Here is a 19173-nt window from a genome sequence, read left to right on the forward strand (position 1 = left end):
GTAAAGGCGAATACGGCTTTTTGCGAATGGCTGGGCGCGCTTTTCTTTTTCAATTTTTAAGGCATCCAATGGAGGATTACCCCAGGAACTGCCATGAATTCTCAAAAACTTGTCCTCATCACAGGCTGTAGCCGTGGGCTAGGCCGCGCCATGATCTCGGAATTCTTAACGCGCGGCTGGACGGTGGCGGGCTGTGCGCGTGATGCCGAAAAGGTGGCGCAACTGCAACAACAGTTCCCTGCCCCGCATCACTTCACGACCTGTGACGTAGCAAATGACGCCGAAGTCCGGGCCTTTTGCCAAAGAGTCTTGGATCAACAAGGCGTGCCGGATCTGGTGCTGAACAATGCCGCCATCGTGAATGCCAATGCGCCGCTGTGGGAGATTTCGGCCGAGGAATTTGGCCGGGTAGTGGACATCAATGTCAAAGGCTCTGCCAACGTGATGCGCCATCTTTTGCCCGCTATGCTGAAACGAGGTAGCGGCGTCGTGGTGAATTTTTCTTCGGGTTGGGGCCGCAGCACCTCCCCCGGAGTCGCCCCTTACTGCGCAACGAAGTTCGCCATCGAAGGCCTATCGCAAGCGGTGGCTCAAGAGACAGGCGGAAAGGTGGCCGTGATTCCGCTGAACCCGGGGATCATCGATACCCGCATGCTGCGCAGTTGCTTTGGCGAATCCGCCGACGCCTACCCCACCCCCGAGGAGTGGGCCCGAACAGCGGTGCCCTTCTTCATCAAGCTGGGACCGAAGGACAATGGCAGACCCCTCACTGCCCCGGGTGGGTGAGCCTGGTCCACCATCGCCGCCACCTGTTTGTCCGTTGGCGGTAGAGATAGCTGGCAGTGCTCGTTCTTGACGTGCTGTAGCAATTCCTCAGCCCGACGAAACAGTACAGGGGACCAGAGCCGTTGCAGTTCCCAGCCCTGACTGCGCAAAACACGGGTGCGGAAAATGTCCCACTCGATGGGGTCCGGCGTTTTGTGGAAGCGGCTGAAATCGGTCAGCACGCCCACGGTCACATCCGCCGGCATCAGCGGGTGAACACAGGCCACATCCACACAGAAACCTTCATTGCCCCAGTGAATCTGCGAATCCGTCTGGTGACGATCCAACAGCGCCTTGCCAAAGGCTTCTGCGAGAGGGGAAGGCGTGGATGACTGAACTCAGCGTTTCACGCTGAGAGCATGGATCTTCACGCGGGTCTTCTCACTTTTTGTCGCAGCACCGATTCCGACCTGGCTGTAGCGTTCCTCCACAAAGTCCTCGGGAACAGGGGCGTTTTCAAAGACGGGCTTGTCATTGACGAAAAGGCTGATGCCAGAAGTGCTGCCGCTAAACTTGAATTTGAATCGGGACTCCACCGTGATGGCGGGATGCTCCAACGGACGGCCCATGCCATTGGAGAGCAGAGCCAAGGTCTGTTTTCCATCATAGGCGAAACGCAAGGCGATCCAGCGGTCCTTGTCAGTGCGTTCAGGATAACCATAGGAAAGCCAGACCTGGGTGGCTTCTCCAGGATCAGTGATCTCCATTTCACCTTCCAGGGTGAAAGATGGCCCCACGCGTGCCAGACAGGTCGTGGTGCGGATGACTTCACGGCCCAAATGCTCCAAAACTCCTTTGTCGAGCTTCCAACCGCTGCCCTCATGGGTCCAGGCACGGAAGTTCCCCTCCTGCATGAGTGAAACGGGTTCACCCGCCTGGAGGGCTTTTTCAATCTTCATGACCGCGATCTGCTTTTCCAGGTAGTCATGACCAGCCGTGGAGATCTCCGTAGTGCCCGGCTTCAAAGCCTGCTGATAGAGGTCGAGGGCTTTGGCTGAGTCGAAGCTCTTGGCGGCGGCTTCCGCCTGCCGCAGCCGGGCCCCAGATTCCCCCGCATAAGCAGCGGTCTTGCCCAGGAGGAACTCCGCCTCCACTCCCCAGGAGGCGAGCACATCTGCATGAGGCTTGAAATCCAATTTTTTCAGCCACCGCTGGGCTTCCGCATACTCACCGCATTTGAAGCTGGCGATGGCAGCATGCGTGCGGTCCACGCTGCGCCAGGCTTCGCGCTTGGGTTCATTTTCCGCCCCTTCAAACAGAGCCTGAAGGCGGTCATAACAATGCATCTCCTGAAAGTATTCATCCGGCACGTCCCACTCGGAGGCGGCATCGCGATGAGCCTGCAGAAGCACCCAGGGCAGGTTGGAATCAAAGCGTCCCGTCTCCAGACAGGCGAGGCCGAAGTCCTCCATCTTTTTGTGGCTGCCAAACCAGCGTGGGCGCAGGCCCCAAAGCATGTGCTGGGAGGCTTCCGCCACATCCACCTGGAGCTTGAGTGATTCATCAAACCAACGGCGCATTTCTGTGGGCGCCACACTGCGACTCATCGAAAGAGAGCTGTAGATGAGCGTGACAGCCGGGCTGGGATCCTGCGGTTTCAGCTCCCAGGCTTGCGCCAGCAGGCGGCGCGCCTTTTCAGACTCGTGCTTGAAGACCGCCATGCCATCATCTGAGACCGAATTTGAGTAACCGCCGCCCCGTGCGTCCCAGCCCTTTTGCAGGCAGTGAAGGCCCTCGATCCATTTCTTGACCCAGGGTTTGGCGGCCTCTGTCTTGGACACCTCGTCCCAAAAGGGCTCGTGCATGGCCTCGAAAAAGGTTTTGATGTGCCCGCTCATGAGCAGGTAAGCACAGAGTCGGTCTGGATATTTGGAATAACCCGCCTCCGCATCCAGGGCTTTGCGCAGGGCTTTCAGGGTCTGATCCACCCGTTTCTTCACCGCTTCCGCTCCCGCCGCCTCTCCGGTGGCCAGGGCCAGGCCCGCAGCCGCGTGAAAGGCCAGCGTTTCCATGCCGGGTTGTGCGCTCAGTTCTTGAAACGCCTTTTCCAGCAGAGCTTCACTGCCTTCCTGCCGGAGGGTGATCATCCCCACCAGAAATGCGCTGACAGGATGCTCATGTGCCACGGGTACGAGATCCCGCGCCATGTCCGCCACCTGCTGCCGAGAAAGAGCCTGCGGCAGACCGCATTCCAGCGCGATGGCACCTTTGACAAAAGGCACCCAGCGATCCTTGGGCAGGTGCGCTGGTTCGGGCGTCAGCCCCTCTGACTGGAACGTCCTGTCCAACCACTCTTTGACTTCCTGACGTACGGAATCGGTCGTGACCGCGCTCGCCGGGACGTCCAGTTTGAAGGTGGCCTTCACCGAGGGGCGCTTGCTGGCAGCGGGCCGTGGAGCGCCCTTGTCGCCAGACTGGGTGGCCACATTCTCAGCAGACGAGGACTTTTTCTGGTTTTTCCAGAAGGCGTAACCTCCCGTCGCCAGAACGGTGGCAACCAGGATGAATGCATATTTTCGAACGGCGGCACCGTCCGTTTCATTGCCGTTGGATTGAGGAGTCGCCATAAGTAAGGATGAGAACTTTTCTCATCATCTGGCCATCTATGCAACCATCCGGGGCAAAAAGTCCCGCCTCCCGGGTCACGCGTTTCATCCCATCCATGAACGCTTTTCATCCATGTCCTGGCCCAGAGACTGCATCGCCAGTTGCCAGCGGTGGGGGGTGCGCTACTCTCTACGCCCTTTCCCATCATGCCTGAACTGGAAAATCCCTTTCAAGAAACGCTGCTCCAACGCCACCGTGCGGAGCCCTGCACCGTGGTCATCTTTGGCGCCACGGGCGATCTGACGAACCGCAAACTCATCCCCGCGCTGTATAATGTGGCGGCTGAGGGAGACCTGCCTCCCCAGTTCAAGGTGGTCGGCTTTGCCCGCCGGGACAAATCGGACGAAGTCTTTCGCAAGGAGCTGGAAGAAGGCAATCGCAAGAACAGCCGCCAAGGCCACAGTGACGAATTGTGGGCCAGCTTTGCTCAAAGCATCCACTACCACCGCAGCGAGTTCGAGGACCTGGAAGGCTACAAGGCCCTGGCCGAGTTGCTGAACCAATTCGACGAAGAGAGGGGTGCCCCAGCCAACCGTCTTTTCTACCTCGCCTCCGCTCCGGAAGCTTTCAAACCCATCCTGGAAATGCTGCGCGCTGCCGGGCTGCACGAAGGTGTGAATGGCAAGTGGGCGCGTGTGGTTTGTGAAAAACCTTTCGGCAAAGATCTGGTCACCGCCCGGGCGCTGAATGAAACCGTGGCGGGCACCTTTGCAGAAAAGGACACCTACCGCATTGACCATTACCTGGGCAAGGAAACTGCGCAAAACATCATGGTGCTGCGCTTTGCCAATGCCCTGTTTGAGCCGAACTGGAACAGCCGCTACATTGACCATGTGCAGATCACTTGCGCCGAAAACCTGGGCATGGAAGGTGGCCGCGGTGGCTACTATGACACGGCCGGGGCTCTGCGTGACATGGTGCAAAACCACCTCTTCCAGCTCCTCTCCCTGGTGGCCATGGAGCCGCCGACCGACCTCAGCGCGGACAGCGTGCGCGATGAGAAGGTGAAGGTCATCCGCGCCCTGCGCCCGCTGGTGGGGCCCGAAGCCGTGGGGGCCAACGTCATCCGCGCCCAATACACCGCCGGCAGTGTGGATGGTGCGGCCCGTGTGGGTTACCGCCAGGAGGATCGAGTGAATCCGGAATCCAAAACGGAAGCCTACGTGGCCCTGCGTCTCTACATTGATACCTGGCGCTGGCAGGGAGTGCCCTTCTACATCCGTGTGGGCAAGCAACTGCCCAAAAAGGCCACGGAGATCAGCGTGCATTTCAAAAAGCCACCGCAGGTCCCCTTCGCCACCGCGCGTCTCCCCGGCAGCAGCGAAAACACCCTGGTCATCCGCATCCAGCCGGATGAGGGCATCGCCCTGCGCATCCTTGCCAAGCAACCAGGCCAGGCCCTGTCCATGCAGCAGGTGAAGATGGACTTCCGCTACAGCAGCAGCTTTGGCAAAGCCAGCCCGGAGGCCTACGAGCGCCTCCTGCTGGACGCCATGGCCGGTGACGCCACCCTTTTTGCCCGTCGCGACGAAGTCGAGAGCGCGTGGAAGTTCATTGATGAGATCGAGCACGCCTGGCACAAGACGGAAAACCCTCCGACCATGTGCGAATACCCAGCCGGATCCTGGGGCCCGAAAGAAGCCGACGACCTCCTGCGCCAGGACGGGCGCGAGTGGCGCACGCTGTAGGAACTCAGAGTTGTTTTTCACCCCTTTTTGGACGAAACATGTGCCCATGAACGCCTCGTTGATGATCCGCAGTTTCACCCCTGAGGAACAAAAAGAGTTGCTCCATGCCCTTGTGGATCGGCTCTTCCCAGAGCCGGCCGAGGCAGACGCCTTTCCTGAGTGGCTAGTGAAGGATCTTGAGGAACAAAATGATCGTTACCACGCAGGCCTCGAAACGGGTGATGAGATTGACGCCGTGGAGGCCCGTCTCAAGACCAAGCTTCAGTCTCGATGAAGCTGATCATCCTCAGTTCTGCCGAGATGGATCTCGAAGACGGCTGGCATTTCTATGAAGATCAAAAACAGGGGGCCGGCGATCTTTTCCTTCAATCCACCCTCACTGGCATTCGCGGCCTGCCTGACACTTACGGGATTCATCCTCACCAAGGCCGGTTCTACCGCCTGCTTCTGAAAAAATTCCACCGAGGTATCTACTACACCGTCGAATCCGATCACCTTTTAATCCACCGGGTCATTGACTTGCGCCGAGACCCCCAATGGATTCGCCGCGAACTCAAACGCTCCCTTTAACTCTCATGCCTCTCACTGAAGACACCCTTTCCTGCCTCGGCACCGAAGTTCCGCTGCCGAAGATTGACCGTGCGCTCAAGGACCTGTGGTCCAGCGATGAGGCCAAGACGCGAGCCTCGCTGATCAATTTCGCCATTTACAGCGAAGACCCTGACAGCGTGGCGAAAAACAATGAGCAAATGGCCCGCATCACGGCGGACAATGCCTGCCGCGCCCTGCTGATCACCTGCTTGCCTGAGGCCAAACCCCCGCGTGCCCGCGCCTGGATCAATGCACTGTGCCGCCCGTACCAGGGGAAGCAGATCGTCTGCAGCGAGCAGATTTCTTTTGTCCTGGAAGGAGGCGATGCAGCCCAGGTGCAAAACATCGTTTTCGCCCACCTGGATTCCGATCTCCCGCTGATCATCTGGTGGCAGGGTGACCTGACCAAAAACTTCGAGGAGCGTTTTTACAGCCGCATCGGCACCCTCATCATTGACAGCAGCCGCTGGTCCGCCCCGCTTTCAGAGTTTGCCATGTTGCGGGAGGCCCGTGCGACAGCCTCCTTTGATGTGCGCGACCTGAGCTGGACGCGCAGCCACTTTCTGCGCACCGCACTGGCCAACAGCTTTCAAGATGCGAAGGCCCGTGAGCACCTGCCGATGGTGGAAACCATCGAAATCACCCACTCCAAGAGCCAGACCTGCGCGGCCCTTCTGCTCGGCGGCTGGATCGCCCAGCGCCTGGGGGCCAGCCTAGATGAAGCGGCACCCGATCTCGCCTTTACCAAGGCGGATGGAAAAAAGATCCGCGTGAAGCTCCTCGACACGGCCGAGGGCTGTGCGCTCCAGTCCCTGCGCCTCATCGCCCCCTGCCTGGAGGTGTCCATCACCCGGGATGGGGCCTCAGCTTTTGTCCACACCCATGCGTCCTGCGAAGGCCACAGCCACGAGGAGATCCTGCCGGCCGATGTCGTGAGTGATGCGGATCTGATCGCCTCCCAGCTCAGCCGGGCAGGTGGAAGCACCCATTATTCGCACGTTTTACCCCTCATCCAGCCCATGCTGGCTAAACTGACCGCCCCCTGAACCCGCTGGTTTTGCCCTTGCCACCGGGGCACCAGCGGTTAAGCGTGCGCTGAATTCCAAGTACATGTCTGTTTCCCTGCGCCATCTTACCTGCCTTGCGGCGCTGCTTTTCTCGGCAGTGCCCGCTTTTTCGCAATCCTCCAGCAATGGCATTGCAGCCATTGTGAACGGAAATGTCATCACCAAGTCCGAAGTGCGGGATGCCGTGAATGCGCAGGAGCAAATGCTGCGCATGCAGTACCAAAACGACCCGGGGGCCCTCCAGCGTGAGCTTTCCAGCATGCGGGCGACCGCCCTGGACGGTCTGATTGACCGGGAGCTGGTCCTCGCAGAATTCAAACGCATGGGTGCCGCCATCAAAAGCCAGTGGGTGGATGATGATGTGAACGGGATCATTCGTGAAAGCTTCAAGGGCAACCGCGAAGCCTTCGTCAAAGAACTGGCGGAGTCTGGCATGACCCTGAAAAAGTTCCGCGACATGCGCGAGAAGATGATGATCGTCCAGGCGATGCGTGGCAAACAGGCCGCCGAACAGCCCCCTGCAACCCCCGCAGAAGTGGAAGCCTACTACAAGAAGAACGTCGCCAAATGGCGCAGTGGGGACATGATCAAGATCAGCACGATCACCATCGCCAAGTTCAGCGGCGAGGCCAGTGCCACCCCGGCCAGCCAGAGAAAGATGGCCGAGGAAATCCATTCCAAACTGGTAAAGGGCGCTGACTTTGCCACCACCGCCAAGACCTATTCCCAGGACAGCCATGCGGAAGACGGAGGCGCCTGGGACTGGATGCCCCGCGACCAGATGAAGCCCTCCATCGCCAACGTGGCCTTCAACCTGAAGACCGGTGGCCTCAGCGGAGTCATTGATGACGAAGCCGCCTACATCATCATCGCCTGCGATGCCATCAAGTACGGCAATTCGAAGCCCATGAACGAAGTGCGGCAGGAGATTGAACGCGCCATCTCCAACGAAAAATCCAAGGTCGTCATTGATAAGTGGATGGAAGGTCTTCGCAAGAAAGCCGTCATCAAGAAGAACGGCTGGTAAGCGAAGATTCGCATGCACCTTGCGCCAGCATACTAAAATATGGCGCAAGGATGACGGCCCCCAAATCGGCTAGAAAAAGGCTAACAACGAGCACGGAAAATCCGTCTCATTCAGGCCAAACCCACCGCCAAACGATCTGGCTGTTCGGGAAAAAGCGTACCTTTTGAGGAACTCGACCTGCGCTTATGCTGGGCTGAAGACATAACGAGCCGAATCAAAGGTGGTTACCTGGGCGAGCTAAAGCTCTGGCTACTTTTGCGCTGCCTCAATACGACAGGGACTTCACTCCCAGCCGCCTGCGAGGCAGCGTGCCTACGGACCCGTTTATGGTTTCTTTTCCAGCAGCACCTTGGCTTGGTCCACCGTCAGATTCGACATCGGCAGGTCAAAACCCAGGTTGTCGCCATTGGCTTTAAAACCACCGCCGTCCACATCCACATAGATGGGGTTGTTGTAGGCACAGGGCCGCATGCTGGCGTAGCTGCTAGTGCCGTAGCCTGTCTTCAGATCCATGGTCTCATGCATGGCGACGACGATGAGGTGGGCATCCTCCTTCAGCGGCACTTGCAAGGTCTGGTCAAATTTGACCACGCCATCCTTGAACATTTGGGGATGAGTTTCGCGGGTGAAATTCAGCGTTGGGTCTGGGCGGCTGTTCACCAGCACCTGCACGCGGTTGATGTCTTGCCAGTCGGTGCACTGCACCTTCACTTTAAGTTCCACGCCACCTGCGGCTGTCAAATCACTGCCGGCGATCTTGCCATCTGCTGTGCTCACTTGCAGGAAAGGCCCCGTGGTCAGCACCATGTTGCCACCCTTCGCTTTCGGGGACAGTTCCGCCCAGTCAATCTTGGCGGGATCATCCGTGCTGCTAGGCAGGTAGACGCGCCAGCAGCCCACGCCATTGCCATACACCGCGTGGGCATCTGCCACGCCCACGGCCACCAGTCGGTGCCCCTGATTCAAAAGCTGGCGCCACATGAATTCGCGGCACTGGGTCACTTTTGTGGCCAGGGATTTGCCAGATCGCCCGAGCTTGAATGGCGCATCATAGAGGATGTCTGTGCTACCGCCATTCTGTGCTTCTATCCCATCAATCAATGCACCCACGCCGACAAAACCACCGTCCACCACGTTGTCCTCATCCCGGTCCACAAACATGTCAGTGAGGTTTGGGTGATTGAACTGGATCCAACGGTCGGTTCGCTCCCCCTGCCAGCGGCGGAGAGTCAAGGCGGTAACTCGCGGATCTTTGTTCCACGCGGGGGCCCCGCCATCTTGAACGAAGTCTTCCGGCTCAAAAGGGAACGCATTGATGTGCTGGCCAGAACCCGTGATTTCCACCCCTTTCACCGTCTTGACGAACGGACTCAGGCCCAGCGCCTCAATGGTCGGCTCCCAATTAAAGAAGCGGTTGTGTTCCGTCGTGGGCGTGAACTCCAAGTGCTCTGCCGCAATGTTGATGAGGCGACCGTCCGTATCGCAAACGTTGTCACCGCTGGGAGTGCTGTGATTGTGGAAATCCGCGCTGATCCAGCCAGTGGTATCCACCAGTCGCTTCAGCACGCCTTTAAAAACAGACTCCTTGTTAGGCTCTACCGAGACCTCTTGCGCCAGATGACCATACTCGGGCCCACGCACCACCACCACACGATACTTGCCGGGAGGCAGTTGAACAGTGAATTGGCCTTTCTCGCTGTGATACTGGTCCACACAGCCGTTGGCGCGCTCCTTCGGGCCCAGATCCAGCTTCGGCGCATCCTTGTCCAGAGGCTCAAAGTGAGCCTTGCATGGGATAGAGACTCCGGCCTCATCCGCGATTTCAAATCGAATACGTGCAGCGGCAGTGAGAATTGTTTCCGTCTGGCTGTCTGCGCCAGCCTTGACCTTCACGGGCACTTTCACTTCGGCACGGCCCAGGTCGGCGACGGTCAGCTCCAGATTGCCCGCCAGAGCACGAAAGGCATACTCACCCTGGTCATTCGGATACGCAGGCACGGGCAGTTTTGAAAAAGGCACCGCTACCGTAGCCGTCGTGACAGGGCCCTCTTCAGACTTGAGGCGGCCTTTGACCCAGCCCACCTTTTTACCCTGGGCCGCCAGGGCCTCGCCCACGGCCTGCGCCGGGGAATTGCCCACGGCAAAGAAACGCGTGGCCACCACTTCCTGACCTGGGGCGATTTCGATATCGCCGCCCCATGTCTTCGTACCCTCCGTTTTCAGACTGGCGATGGCATACCCGCAGCGATGCGCTGGGTTCACCGCATCCGCCCAAAAGATGCCATCCACCGTGTCACCTTTGTTGTTAAACCGTGTCATTTCAGACTTAGTGCCCACCTTCTGCGGCTTGTCCGTCTCATTGCGAAGCGTGGTGGTGATGAAGACGCCCTGCTGACCATCCTTCACGCGATACTCGTTCCGTTTGTAGATGCCACCATGACTCGCAGCCGTGGTCACGGCCTCGACGGCGGATTCGCCTTTCGGCGTGCCTTCGACGATGCGCACATAGGACACGGGGCCGTATCCTGCCGGGCAATAGGCGGTGAGCTGATCATTCGCCGCCCCCCGTAGAGTCAGGTCATAAAGGCAACCGGGTGACATACCCTCGGGACCATAAAAAGTGCTCATGTTCGCCCTTCGGTTAGGTGCGTTGTGGGAGATCACGGCCTCCACCAAATCATTGCGCAGCACAAAGTCCCCACGAATCCCATCCGCCTCCTTGCCTCCGGGCAGTTCCTTTTCACGCCCGAGATTGGCTTCAAAAACCTCCGCACCCCAGAGGGTAGGCGTGGCGGTGAGCAGGAGCAGAGCGAGTTTTTTCATGGTGGTGAGCAATCAGCGGCCTCTTTGCTACGTGAGGCAAGACCCAGCCTTTTCCAAAAACCCACCCTTCGCCCAGCCTAAATGGCGCAGCCTCGACGAAAGTCTTGTCACACAACCCAGCTTGACCTGTAATCCTCTTTAGCATCTGCATGGACTGCCGCCGCTCCCGCACCACTGACCCCGAAAAATGGATCGCCACCTGCCCGGAGGGTTCCAAAGCCGTGTGCGAAGAATTACGCGAACTGATTTTTCGTTGGGAGCCAGACCTCAAGGAATCCATCAATTCGAACATGCTTTGCTACAGTCTGAAGAAACGGGTCTGCGGCATCAGCGGGTTTAAGGATCACGCCCAGCTCACCTTTTATCGGGGCAGCGATTTGCCCGACCCGATGCGACTGTTTAATCATGGCCTGGAGAATGCCTCCATCCACAGCATTGACCTACCTCACGGATTGGAGGGGCTGAACCAGCGGGCCCTTCGTAAGCTGCTCCACGCCGCCGTGCTGCTGGATGCCGAGCCGTCGCAGCGCAAACCCCCTGCTCCCCCACGCGAAGAATGGCCGATGCCAGAGGTGCTGGCCGCCAGGCTGAAAAAGAACAAGGCCGCCGCCGCGTTTTATGACCAACTAAAGCCGACCTACCAGCGCGAATACAAGGTGTGGGTCGGCACGGCGAAACAGCCTGAGACCATCGCCAAACGCCTGGATGAAACCCTGCGCGCACTCGCTGCAGGAAAGAAATGGGCGCAAAGGAAAGAAGCCTGCTAACACTGAAACCAGTCCCATGCCCTACCGCACTGCTCCCGTCGCCACCTCCAAGATGCCTCCAGGCATTCCTTTCATCATCGGGAATGAGGCCGCAGAGCGCTTCAGTTTCTACGGCATGAAGGCGATTCTTTTCGTCTTCATGACCACAGCTCTGCTGAATCACGCGGGTGCGCCTGACCTGATGGGTGAGGCCGAAGCCACCAAGTGGCTCCACATCTACGTTGCTGCCGTGTATCTCACCCCTCTTTTGGGAGGTTTATTAGCAGATATTTGGTTAGGCAAATATCGCGCCATCATCCTCCTGTCACTTCTCTGTTGTCTGGGTCATTTGGTCCTGTATCTGGACAATACTCGCCAGGGTCTCTTTTGGGGCCTCACCTTGGTGGCTTTAGGCGCGGGCGGCATGAAGCCCTGCGTTGCTTCGCATGTTGGGGATCAGTTCGGAACCAGTAATGCTCGGTTACTGCCACGCATATACTACTGGTTTTACTTTGCGATCAACGTCGGTTCGTTTCTCTCCATCTTACTCACTCCATGGTTGAGACACCATCATGGCGTGCATGTGGCCTTCGCTGTTCCAGGTCTCTTCATGGCGTTGGCGACGTTTATTTTTTGGCTGGGGCGTCATCAGTTTGCCCATATTCCGCCGGAGCCGCGCGAGTTTCTGGACGAACTCCGCAAGCCTCAGGTGCTGAGATCATTGGTGGGGCTACTGGGCATCTACCTTTTCATCGCCATGTTCTGGTCTTTGTTCGACCAAACCGCCTCTCGGTGGGTTTCTCAAGCCTCTCGCATGGATCTCAATCTGCTCGGGGTGACGGTGCTGCCCGACCAGTTACAAAGCGTGAACCCCGCCTTCATCATGCTTCTGATTCCCATCTTTTCTCTGGTGATCTATCCGTTGCTGGGTCGGCTAATGGCGGTGACTCCGTTGCGAAAAATCGGTCTTGGGTTTGCCTTAGCCGCCGCTTCTTTTATGATTCCTGCCTGGGTGGAAGCCTGGATCTTAGCGGGTGAAAAACCTTCCATCTGGTGGCAGGTGCTCGCTTACTTTCTCCTCACAGGCGCGGAGGTGATGATCTCCATCACAGCACTGGAGTTCAGCTACACGCAGGCCCCTGCACGTTTAAAGTCATTCATCATGGGTCTCTTTTACGCGAGCGTCTTTCTGGGCAATGTCTTCACCGCAGCCGTCAATTGGTCCATTGAGAAAACGGGACTGGCCAGCAACCTAAACGGGCCTGCCTACTACTGGTTCTTTGTGAAATGCATGGCTGTCACGACTGTGCTATTTGTCTTTGTCGTTAGGTTTTATCAGGGAAGGACTTATTTGCAGGAGGAGAAAACCACACCCCAGGTGCTCATGTGATGGGCTTGTTGATCATCAGCTCACGGGCAAAGAGCTGGATCTCAAACCCCTCGGGCACATGCAGTGCGGCGCGTTCTTGCTCAGGTGTCAGAGCCTCCTTTTCACGCACGAGCCGCGTATCGGCAGCCACGGTGGTAATAGGCCCACCCACGATCATAAGAAGCCCGAAGACGAAGCAACTGAAAGCATTCATCAGTATAAAAAGTATCAACTCTGGCGACCAAGCCACCGACGTCGCTGAGAGCAACAACCTTTGGTGAACGTTAATAGGCCCATGCGTTTTTTGATCTTCGCTCTCGCCTTGGGTTCCAGCGTTTTGGCTTTTGCCCAGAACGCCCCCCGCATCGTCCTGGCAGGTGACTCCACCGTCGCCACGGTCACACAGACCAAGAAGGACCGACCGGACCTAGCAGGCTGGGGGCAGATGCTGCCCGAGTTCTTGCCGCAGGCAACCGTGATCAACCACGCACGTGGTGGAGCCAGCTCCAAAAGCTTTCGCAGCCTGGGCCTGTGGGACAAGGTCATCACAGAAAAGCCTGACTACGTTTTGATCCAATTCGGCCACAATGACCAGCCCGGTAAGGGCGACCGCACCACCGATCCCAAAGGCGACTACCGGGATAATTTGCGTCGCTTCATCGAAGAAGTCCGCACCGCTGGTGGTCAGCCTGTGCTCATTACCTCCGTCGTGCGCCGTGTGTATGAAAAGGGCAAACTGGTTTCCACCCTCTGGCCTTATGTGGAGGCCGTGAAGGCGGTGGGCCAAGAGATGAAAGTGCCCGTCATTGATCTGCATCAGCGCAGCCTTTGGTTTGGCAATCAAATGGGTGAAAAGTTCTGCCTGCGTTATGCCCCCTCCGACACTGATCGCACCCACTTTAACAAAGAAGGCGCGCGCATGATCGCACGCCTTGTGGCCGAAGGTCTAGAGCGTGAAGTTCCTGAGCTGCGCGAGCATGTTCAACTCCTGCCACCACCCCCGAAAGGACTTCCCTATGAGGTGAAACTGGAAACGGTGACCAGCGGTTACGATGGCAAAACCTGCTGGGTGCATCCACGTGCTGGCGCTATCCCAGGCCCCACTCCTACCGTGGTGATGACCATGCAAAAGCTGTTGCTCACTGGCAGCGATGTCTTCTTTGCCCTCAATGATTTACACACAGATGACCTGGGGAAAACCTGGAGCCAGATCACCCAACATGATGAAACGTTAGGCCGCCGAAACCTGCCGGGAGACATCATCGTGGCGGCCTGTGACTTCACTCCGAAGTGGCATGCCAAGTCTGGCAAGCTGCTAGGCACGGGCCATACCGTTCACTATCAAAATGACAAGGTGATGCATGACCAAAAGCGCGGCACCAGCTATGCCGTCTATGATGAAAAGACCCGAACCTGGTCGCCTTGGGCCTCGCTTGAAATGCCCGAGGAGGCCAAGTTTTTCAACTCCGGTGCGGGCTGCGTGCAGCGTTACGATCTTGAAAATGGCGACATCCTCCTGCCCGTTTATTTCAAGGGCGAAGGTGACAGGTATTACAGCGTCACCGTCCTACGTTGCAGCTTCGACGGGAAAACTTTAAAATGCCTCGGCCAAGGCAACGACCTCAAGCTGGAATCAGGCCGGGGTGTGTATGAGCCCTCACTCACCCGCTACCAGGGGAAGTTTTACCTGACCCTGCGCAACGACACCGCCGCCTATGTCACCACCAGCACCGATGGCCTGAACTACGGCCCCATCCAGCCCTGGCAGTTCGAAGACGGCAGTGATCTGGGCAATTACAACACCCAGCAGCACTGGGTCACGCATAACAAGGGATTGTATCTCGTTTACAACCGCAAAGGATTGCACAACGACCACATCGTCCGCCACCGGGCCCCGCTGGTAATGGCCCAGGTCAATCCTGAGACGCTTAAAGTCATTCGCTCCACCGAGCATATCCTGGTGCCCGAGCGCGGCGTGCGCCTGGGCAACTTTGCCATCACCGAAGTCAGTGAAAACGAGACCTGGGTCACCGTGGCCGAGTGGATGCAAAACACGCCCCCAAACATCATCATCCCACAGGAAAATGCTTTTGGTGCCGACAATAGCGTGTATGCGGCTAGGATTCTGTGGAAGGAGTAGAGAGGTGGAGCTCGGAGGACTTTTCCACAAAGAGCCTTAACTCATGGCGTGAGGCCATCCCCACTGATGGCGATGCAGGTTCCCATTCTTCAGCCCGTAGGGCTACCCATGAATAGCCGGAGGTGCCGCGAGCCTCGGCGAGCCAACCTCCGGACGCACATCCATTGGGATGCCCAATTTGGAGACAAGCCGCAGGGTTGCCCCATCAGCCTGTTTGCTCTTCAGCCCACTGCCATTCTTTGTCACGCTCATGGATGGATAAACCGACTTCAGACAGGAGACGTTCGTATTCCTGCCGAAACGTTTCTTGCCGATGATGGGCTTCTTGATTTCGAATGTAGTCAATCAAGGCCGACTTCTGGTCCAACGAGCAGGTAAAGGCACCATAACCTTCTTGCCAATAAGTGAAGGCAGGAAATACCTTCTGGCCCTTGATCCAGGCTGATGAAGCCGTTTTGACTTCTTTGACCAAATCCGAAAGAGCCACACTTGGGTGGAGGCTGATCAGCATGTGCAGGTGATCTTCCACTCCTCCGATCCGATAGAGATGGCATTGGCGATTTTTCAGCACACCCCAGATGAACCGGAAAAGCTCCTCGCGGCGTGGTTGGTCTAAGACTCGCTCGCGATGTTTGGTCGAAAAGACAATATGGTAAAGGATCTGGGTGTAGGTAGCCACGTGTCGTCGATTATTATGAGTGGTACACCCGTATTTAGAAGTCAACGTGTTCTGGGAGAGCCTACGCCAGTTGACCGGTTCAGACCAGCAAGGGGCATCTTCATTATCTTCATGAGGAAAGCAGGCGATGGGCCTACCCTCCGGGTAGCATAAGGATAGCAGGATCTTTATCCAAGACCAGAGGTTAGCTCGCCAAAGCTCGCTTCACCTCTGGCTATTAATGGAGAGCCCTGCGGGCTCGGAGGAGATAACATCCCGATGGATGTGTAGTGACACCGTATCGCTCGTAATGGCAGATACGGAGGGCATGAAACCCTCACCTTTTCGTTTAAAGCAACGACGCAGGTTTCGCCTTCGCCAGTTCATAACCATCATCGGCTTGAAGCCCACCGGATTTAGAAGCAGCGACGGCGAGTTCGTCGCATCGGTTGTTGCCCGCATTGGAAGCATGGCCTTTCACCCAACGGATGGTGACCTTGTGTTTTTCCAGCACTTTCAAGGCGCGATCCCAGAGGTCGGCATTCACCGCAGGCTGCTTGTCCGCCTTCACCCAGCCCCGAGCTTTCCAGCTCTTAGCCCAACCCTTTTGCACGGTATCCACCACGTATTTGGAATCGGAAAAAAGCGTGACCGTGCAGGGGCGATTCAACAGTTCCAGTCCCTTGATGAGAGCCATCAACTCCATGCGATTGTTCGTTGTGCGACGATAACCCTCAGAGAGTTCCTTGGTGTGCGTGCCAGCTTGCAACAGCACCCCATAGCCGCCTGGGCCTGGATTGCCACTGCAGGCTCCGTCGGTGTAAATGGTAACAGAAGTCATTCGTTCAAAGGAGAGTTTCCAGCAGTGCCTTCAGCCCGCGTGTATCGGGCAGTGTATGGGTCGCTGAAACGAGGTGAGGGTTTTCGCTTTCGATGCGGATGGTAACGGAGACTCCCGCGTTCATGCCCATTTCGATATCACGGTCGGCATCGCCAATCATGAAGCTGCGGCTGAAGTCGAGATCGTGCTCCTGGGCGGCGCGCAGAAGCATTTCAGCACTGGGTTTCCGGCACGTACAGGCGGGATCTTTGGAAAGGCAGGTGCAGGCGTAGATGCCATCAAAGGCAGCATCATGCAGAGCCAGTTCTACCTGCATGCGGGCGTGGATGTCATCCAGCGTGGCCTGGGACATGAGCCCCTTACCCACGCCCTGCTGGCTGGTGGCTAAAACGGTGGCATAACCACGAGTTCGGCAAAAGGCCAATGCCTCGACAATGCCTGGGCTGAAATGAAAATCTGCCCAGCGGAGGACGTATCCGGCGCCTGGGGAAAGATTTACGACTCCATCGCGGTCAAAAAAAACAGCCGGGCGGCTCATGCGTGATCAGATTCTATGTTAGGCCACACGGGACGGCCCGTGAGGCAGAGGTTATCGCCAATCGGCAAGAGGGTAACGTTCTCCAACGCGACGGAGCTTTTCCAATCCGGGCCGCCAATGACCGGCAGCCCGCCACCACAGAGACGCGGGGCGATGTACCAGCATACCTCATCCACACAGCGTGCGGCAAAGGCCTGGCCGAGCACGTTGCTACCGCCCTCAATAAGCACACTGGTGATGCCACGGGCGGCGAGATCACGCAGGACCTCGGGGAAGGCCAAATCACGCAGCACCAGCGTGCGGTCTTGATAGGCATCGGTAAAGACGTTCGCATCAGGGGGCAGGTGACCGCTGCGGCTGAGGATGATGCGCCAGGGCTGCTGCTTGAGGCTGCCGTTTCGCAGGGTGAGGCGGGGATTGTCCTGCCGCACCGTTTCCGCTCCTACTAGGATCGCATCCACCCGAGCGCGCAGGCCCTGGCTATGAGCACGGGCGGCCTCGCTGGTGATCCAGGGGCCTTCACCGGGTGGGCGGGTGATGCGGCCATCCAGGCTCTGCCCGGCTTTCGCAATGACGTAGGGCAGACCCGTGGTGATCCACTTGGCAAAGGGACGCAGGATTTCCTGGCACTCGCTTTCCAGGATGCCAGTGGTCACGGCAATACCTGCGCTTTCTAAAAGCTGCTGTGCACGGCCGACGTGGCTGGGATTCGGGTCCTGCGCGCCCCACACCACGCGGGTGATGCCTGCGGCCTGAATCGCGGAGGTGCAGGGGCCTGTGCGACCCTGCGTGCTGCACGGTTCCAACGTGACATAAATGGTGGAGCCCGCGATGCGCTCCGGCGCGCGAATGTGGGCATCCTTCAGCGCCTCGATCTCCGCATGGGGCTGCCCTGCTTGACGATGGAACCCTTGGCCAATGAGCTCGCCATCGGCCACGATCACCGCCCCTACGGCTGGATTTGGACTGGTGAAGCCGATGCCCTGGCGCGCCTGCTCCAGGGCGAGGCTCATCCAGTGGAGGTCGGATTCGGGGTTCAGGGCGGGCATGGCTAGCTTGTTTCATAACGCGCCCTGTCCCGGCAGACAAGGCGGCTTTCATTCAGGATGTCTGACAGGGAAGTGTGGGCTTGACCGTTGATGTCAGACTCTCTTCACTCCCGTTTGCATGAACCGCCGCGCCTTTCTTCACCAGTCCGCCTTCATCACTGCTGCCCTCACCGCCTCCAAGCTGAAGGCTTCGGACTCGCGCCCTTTGATCGGGATGGATCACTTTTCCGTGCGCGCTACGGGTTGGAAGGCGGGCCAGTACATTGACCACGCCGCGAGCCTGAAGCTGGATACCTGCTTCATTTCGGAACTGCACATCTTTGAAAACTTCGAAGAGACCTACCTCAAGACCCTGAAAGAGCAGGCCGACAAAGCCGGGCTCAAGCTATATGTGGGCACCGGTTCCGTCTGCCCCACCTCGAATACTTGGAAGGACACCTATGGCACACCGGAGGAACATTTGGCGCTGACCATCCGTGTGGCTAAGGCCCTGGGCTCGCCCGTGGCCCGCTGTTACCTGGGCAATAACAAGGACCGTGCGACGGATGGCGGCATTCAGAAGCACATTGAAGAAACCCTCAAGGTCATCCAGGCGAACAAGTCCCGCGCGGAAGCTGAGGGTATCAAAATCGCCATCGAAAACCACGCTGGCGACATGCAATCCCACGAACTGAAGGCTCTCATTGAGGCAGCAGGCAAGGGCTATGTCGGGGCTAACATTGACCCCGGCAATGCCGTCTGGGCGATGGAAGAGCCGATGGCTCATCTCGAAGCTCTGGGGGCTCTCACAGTCTGCTCCAGCGTGCGCGACAGCATGGTGTGGGACACCGAAGAAGGGGCTGTGGTACAATGGACCGCCGTGGGTGAAGGCTTGGTGGATTTCAAAGCCTACGCCAAACGCTTTGCCGAGCTGGCCCCGGGCGTCCCTCTCCAAGTGGAGACCATCTCTGGCTTTGCCCGCCCGATGAACTACAAAAATGAGGAGTTCTGGAAGCCCTACCCAGAGTACCGCGATACCGCTGCCTTCAAAGCCTGGGTGGAAATGTCGAAAAAGGGCAAGGCCATTCCCAGCTTCAAGGCCCCGGATGGCCCAGGTAAAAAGGACGCCGAGATCAATTACCAAAAGGCTGAACTTCAGCGTAGCACGGCTTGGCTACAGACCAATCTGTGAGCCATCCGCATCCGAAGCCTGTCTGTCTTAAAT

General features: G+C 57.9%; 18 protein-coding genes. 10 read left to right on the forward strand and 8 right to left on the reverse strand.

Annotated features, from left to right (window positions below; translation table 11 throughout):
- The first annotated feature begins 93 nt into the window (after window positions 1-93).
- A complete protein-coding gene (locus ABEB25_RS05590) occupies window positions 94-786 on the forward strand; it encodes an SDR family oxidoreductase (RefSeq protein ID WP_345735396.1) in 693 nt (230 codons plus the stop codon).
- Here the strand turns inward: ABEB25_RS05590 and ABEB25_RS24460 are convergent.
- Window positions 687-1112, reverse strand: a complete 426-nt coding sequence (locus ABEB25_RS24460; RefSeq protein ID WP_425571976.1) for a hypothetical protein — start codon at window positions 1110-1112, stop codon at window positions 687-689. The two genes, ABEB25_RS05590 and ABEB25_RS24460, sit on opposite strands and share 100 nt — an antisense overlap.
- A 51-nt stretch (window positions 1113-1163) precedes the next feature.
- On the reverse strand, window positions 1164-3392 hold the full coding sequence (locus ABEB25_RS05595; RefSeq protein WP_345735397.1) for a hypothetical protein: 2229 nt from the start codon (window positions 3390-3392) through the stop codon (window positions 1164-1166).
- Between the two features lie 186 nt (window positions 3393-3578).
- Between ABEB25_RS05595 and zwf the strand changes: the two genes are divergently transcribed.
- The 5 genes from zwf (at window position 3579) to ABEB25_RS05620 (ending at window position 7805) form a co-directional block, all read left to right on the forward strand.
- Window positions 3579-5120, forward strand: coding sequence for a glucose-6-phosphate dehydrogenase (gene zwf / locus ABEB25_RS05600; protein ID WP_345735398.1), 1542 nt, complete (start codon window positions 3579-3581; stop codon window positions 5118-5120).
- 46 nt (window positions 5121-5166) lie between these two features.
- A complete protein-coding gene (locus ABEB25_RS05605; protein WP_345735399.1) occupies window positions 5167-5394 on the forward strand; it encodes a hypothetical protein in 228 nt (75 codons plus the stop codon).
- Window positions 5391-5690: a type II toxin-antitoxin system RelE/ParE family toxin gene (locus ABEB25_RS05610; RefSeq protein ID WP_345735400.1), complete on the forward strand. Its 300-nt coding sequence runs from the start codon at window positions 5391-5393 to the stop codon at window positions 5688-5690. The genes ABEB25_RS05605 and ABEB25_RS05610 overlap by 4 nt, the downstream gene beginning before the upstream one ends.
- Window positions 5691-5695: 5 nt before the next feature.
- Window positions 5696-6757 (forward strand): glucose-6-phosphate dehydrogenase assembly protein OpcA, encoded by a 1062-nt coding sequence (locus tag ABEB25_RS05615; protein WP_345735401.1) that lies wholly within the window; start codon window positions 5696-5698, stop codon window positions 6755-6757.
- Window positions 6758-6821: 64 nt separating this feature from the next.
- Complete coding sequence (locus ABEB25_RS05620; RefSeq protein ID WP_345735402.1) at window positions 6822-7805, forward strand: peptidylprolyl isomerase; 984 nt, start codon at window positions 6822-6824, stop codon at window positions 7803-7805.
- Window positions 7806-8129: 324 nt separating this feature from the next.
- Here ABEB25_RS05620 and ABEB25_RS05625 read toward each other — a convergent pair whose 3' ends face one another.
- Window positions 8130-10628: a CehA/McbA family metallohydrolase gene (locus ABEB25_RS05625; protein ID WP_345735403.1), complete on the reverse strand. Its 2499-nt coding sequence runs from the start codon at window positions 10626-10628 to the stop codon at window positions 8130-8132.
- Between the two features lie 149 nt (window positions 10629-10777).
- Here ABEB25_RS05625 and ABEB25_RS05630 point away from each other — a divergent pair, with 149 nt between their 5' ends.
- Window positions 10778-11395, forward strand: a complete 618-nt coding sequence (locus tag ABEB25_RS05630) for a YdeI/OmpD-associated family protein (RefSeq protein ID WP_345735404.1) — start codon at window positions 10778-10780, stop codon at window positions 11393-11395.
- 16 nt (window positions 11396-11411) lie between these two features.
- Entirely contained in the window at window positions 11412-12764 is a 1353-nt protein-coding gene (locus tag ABEB25_RS05635; RefSeq protein ID WP_345735405.1) for a POT-type proton-dependent oligopeptide transporter, read from the forward strand.
- Here the strand turns inward: ABEB25_RS05635 and ABEB25_RS05640 are convergent.
- Window positions 12757-12957 (reverse strand): hypothetical protein, encoded by a 201-nt coding sequence (locus tag ABEB25_RS05640; RefSeq protein WP_345735406.1) that lies wholly within the window; start codon window positions 12955-12957, stop codon window positions 12757-12759. The two genes, ABEB25_RS05635 and ABEB25_RS05640, sit on opposite strands and share 8 nt — an antisense overlap.
- An 81-nt stretch (window positions 12958-13038) precedes the next feature.
- Between ABEB25_RS05640 and ABEB25_RS05645 the strand changes: the two genes are divergently transcribed.
- Window positions 13039-14883 (forward strand): GDSL-type esterase/lipase family protein, encoded by a 1845-nt coding sequence (locus tag ABEB25_RS05645; protein WP_345735407.1) that lies wholly within the window; start codon window positions 13039-13041, stop codon window positions 14881-14883.
- Window positions 14884-15088: 205 nt separating this feature from the next.
- On the opposite strand, the gene tnpA is transcribed toward ABEB25_RS05645, so the two are convergent.
- The 4 genes from tnpA to ribD all read right to left on the reverse strand — a co-directional run bounded on the left by tnpA (window position 15089) and on the right by ribD (window position 17969).
- On the reverse strand, window positions 15089-15562 hold the full coding sequence (gene tnpA / locus ABEB25_RS05650) for an IS200/IS605 family transposase (RefSeq protein ID WP_345735408.1): 474 nt from the start codon (window positions 15560-15562) through the stop codon (window positions 15089-15091).
- Window positions 15563-15890: 328 nt separating this feature from the next.
- A complete protein-coding gene (gene rnhA, locus ABEB25_RS05655) occupies window positions 15891-16382 on the reverse strand; it encodes a ribonuclease HI (RefSeq protein WP_345735409.1) in 492 nt (163 codons plus the stop codon).
- A 4-nt stretch (window positions 16383-16386) separates the two neighbouring features.
- Window positions 16387-16920 (reverse strand): D-glycero-alpha-D-manno-heptose-1,7-bisphosphate 7-phosphatase, encoded by a 534-nt coding sequence (locus ABEB25_RS05660; protein ID WP_345735410.1) that lies wholly within the window; start codon window positions 16918-16920, stop codon window positions 16387-16389.
- The gene (gene ribD, locus ABEB25_RS05665; protein ID WP_345735411.1) at window positions 16917-17969 is read right to left on the reverse strand and encodes a bifunctional diaminohydroxyphosphoribosylaminopyrimidine deaminase/5-amino-6-(5-phosphoribosylamino)uracil reductase RibD; all 1053 of its coding nucleotides are present in this window, start codon (window positions 17967-17969) and stop codon (window positions 16917-16919) included. Before ribD ends, ABEB25_RS05660 begins: the two co-directional genes overlap by 4 nt.
- Window positions 17970-18087: 118 nt before the next feature.
- On the opposite strand from ribD, the gene ABEB25_RS05670 reads away from it, so the two are divergent.
- The gene (locus ABEB25_RS05670) at window positions 18088-19140 is read left to right on the forward strand and encodes a sugar phosphate isomerase/epimerase family protein (protein WP_345735412.1); all 1053 of its coding nucleotides are present in this window, start codon (window positions 18088-18090) and stop codon (window positions 19138-19140) included.
- Window positions 19141-19173: the final 33 nt, after the last annotated feature.

Source organism: Prosthecobacter algae, from assembly GCF_039542385.1.
Classification (GTDB): domain Bacteria; phylum Verrucomicrobiota; class Verrucomicrobiia; order Verrucomicrobiales; family Verrucomicrobiaceae; genus Prosthecobacter; species Prosthecobacter algae.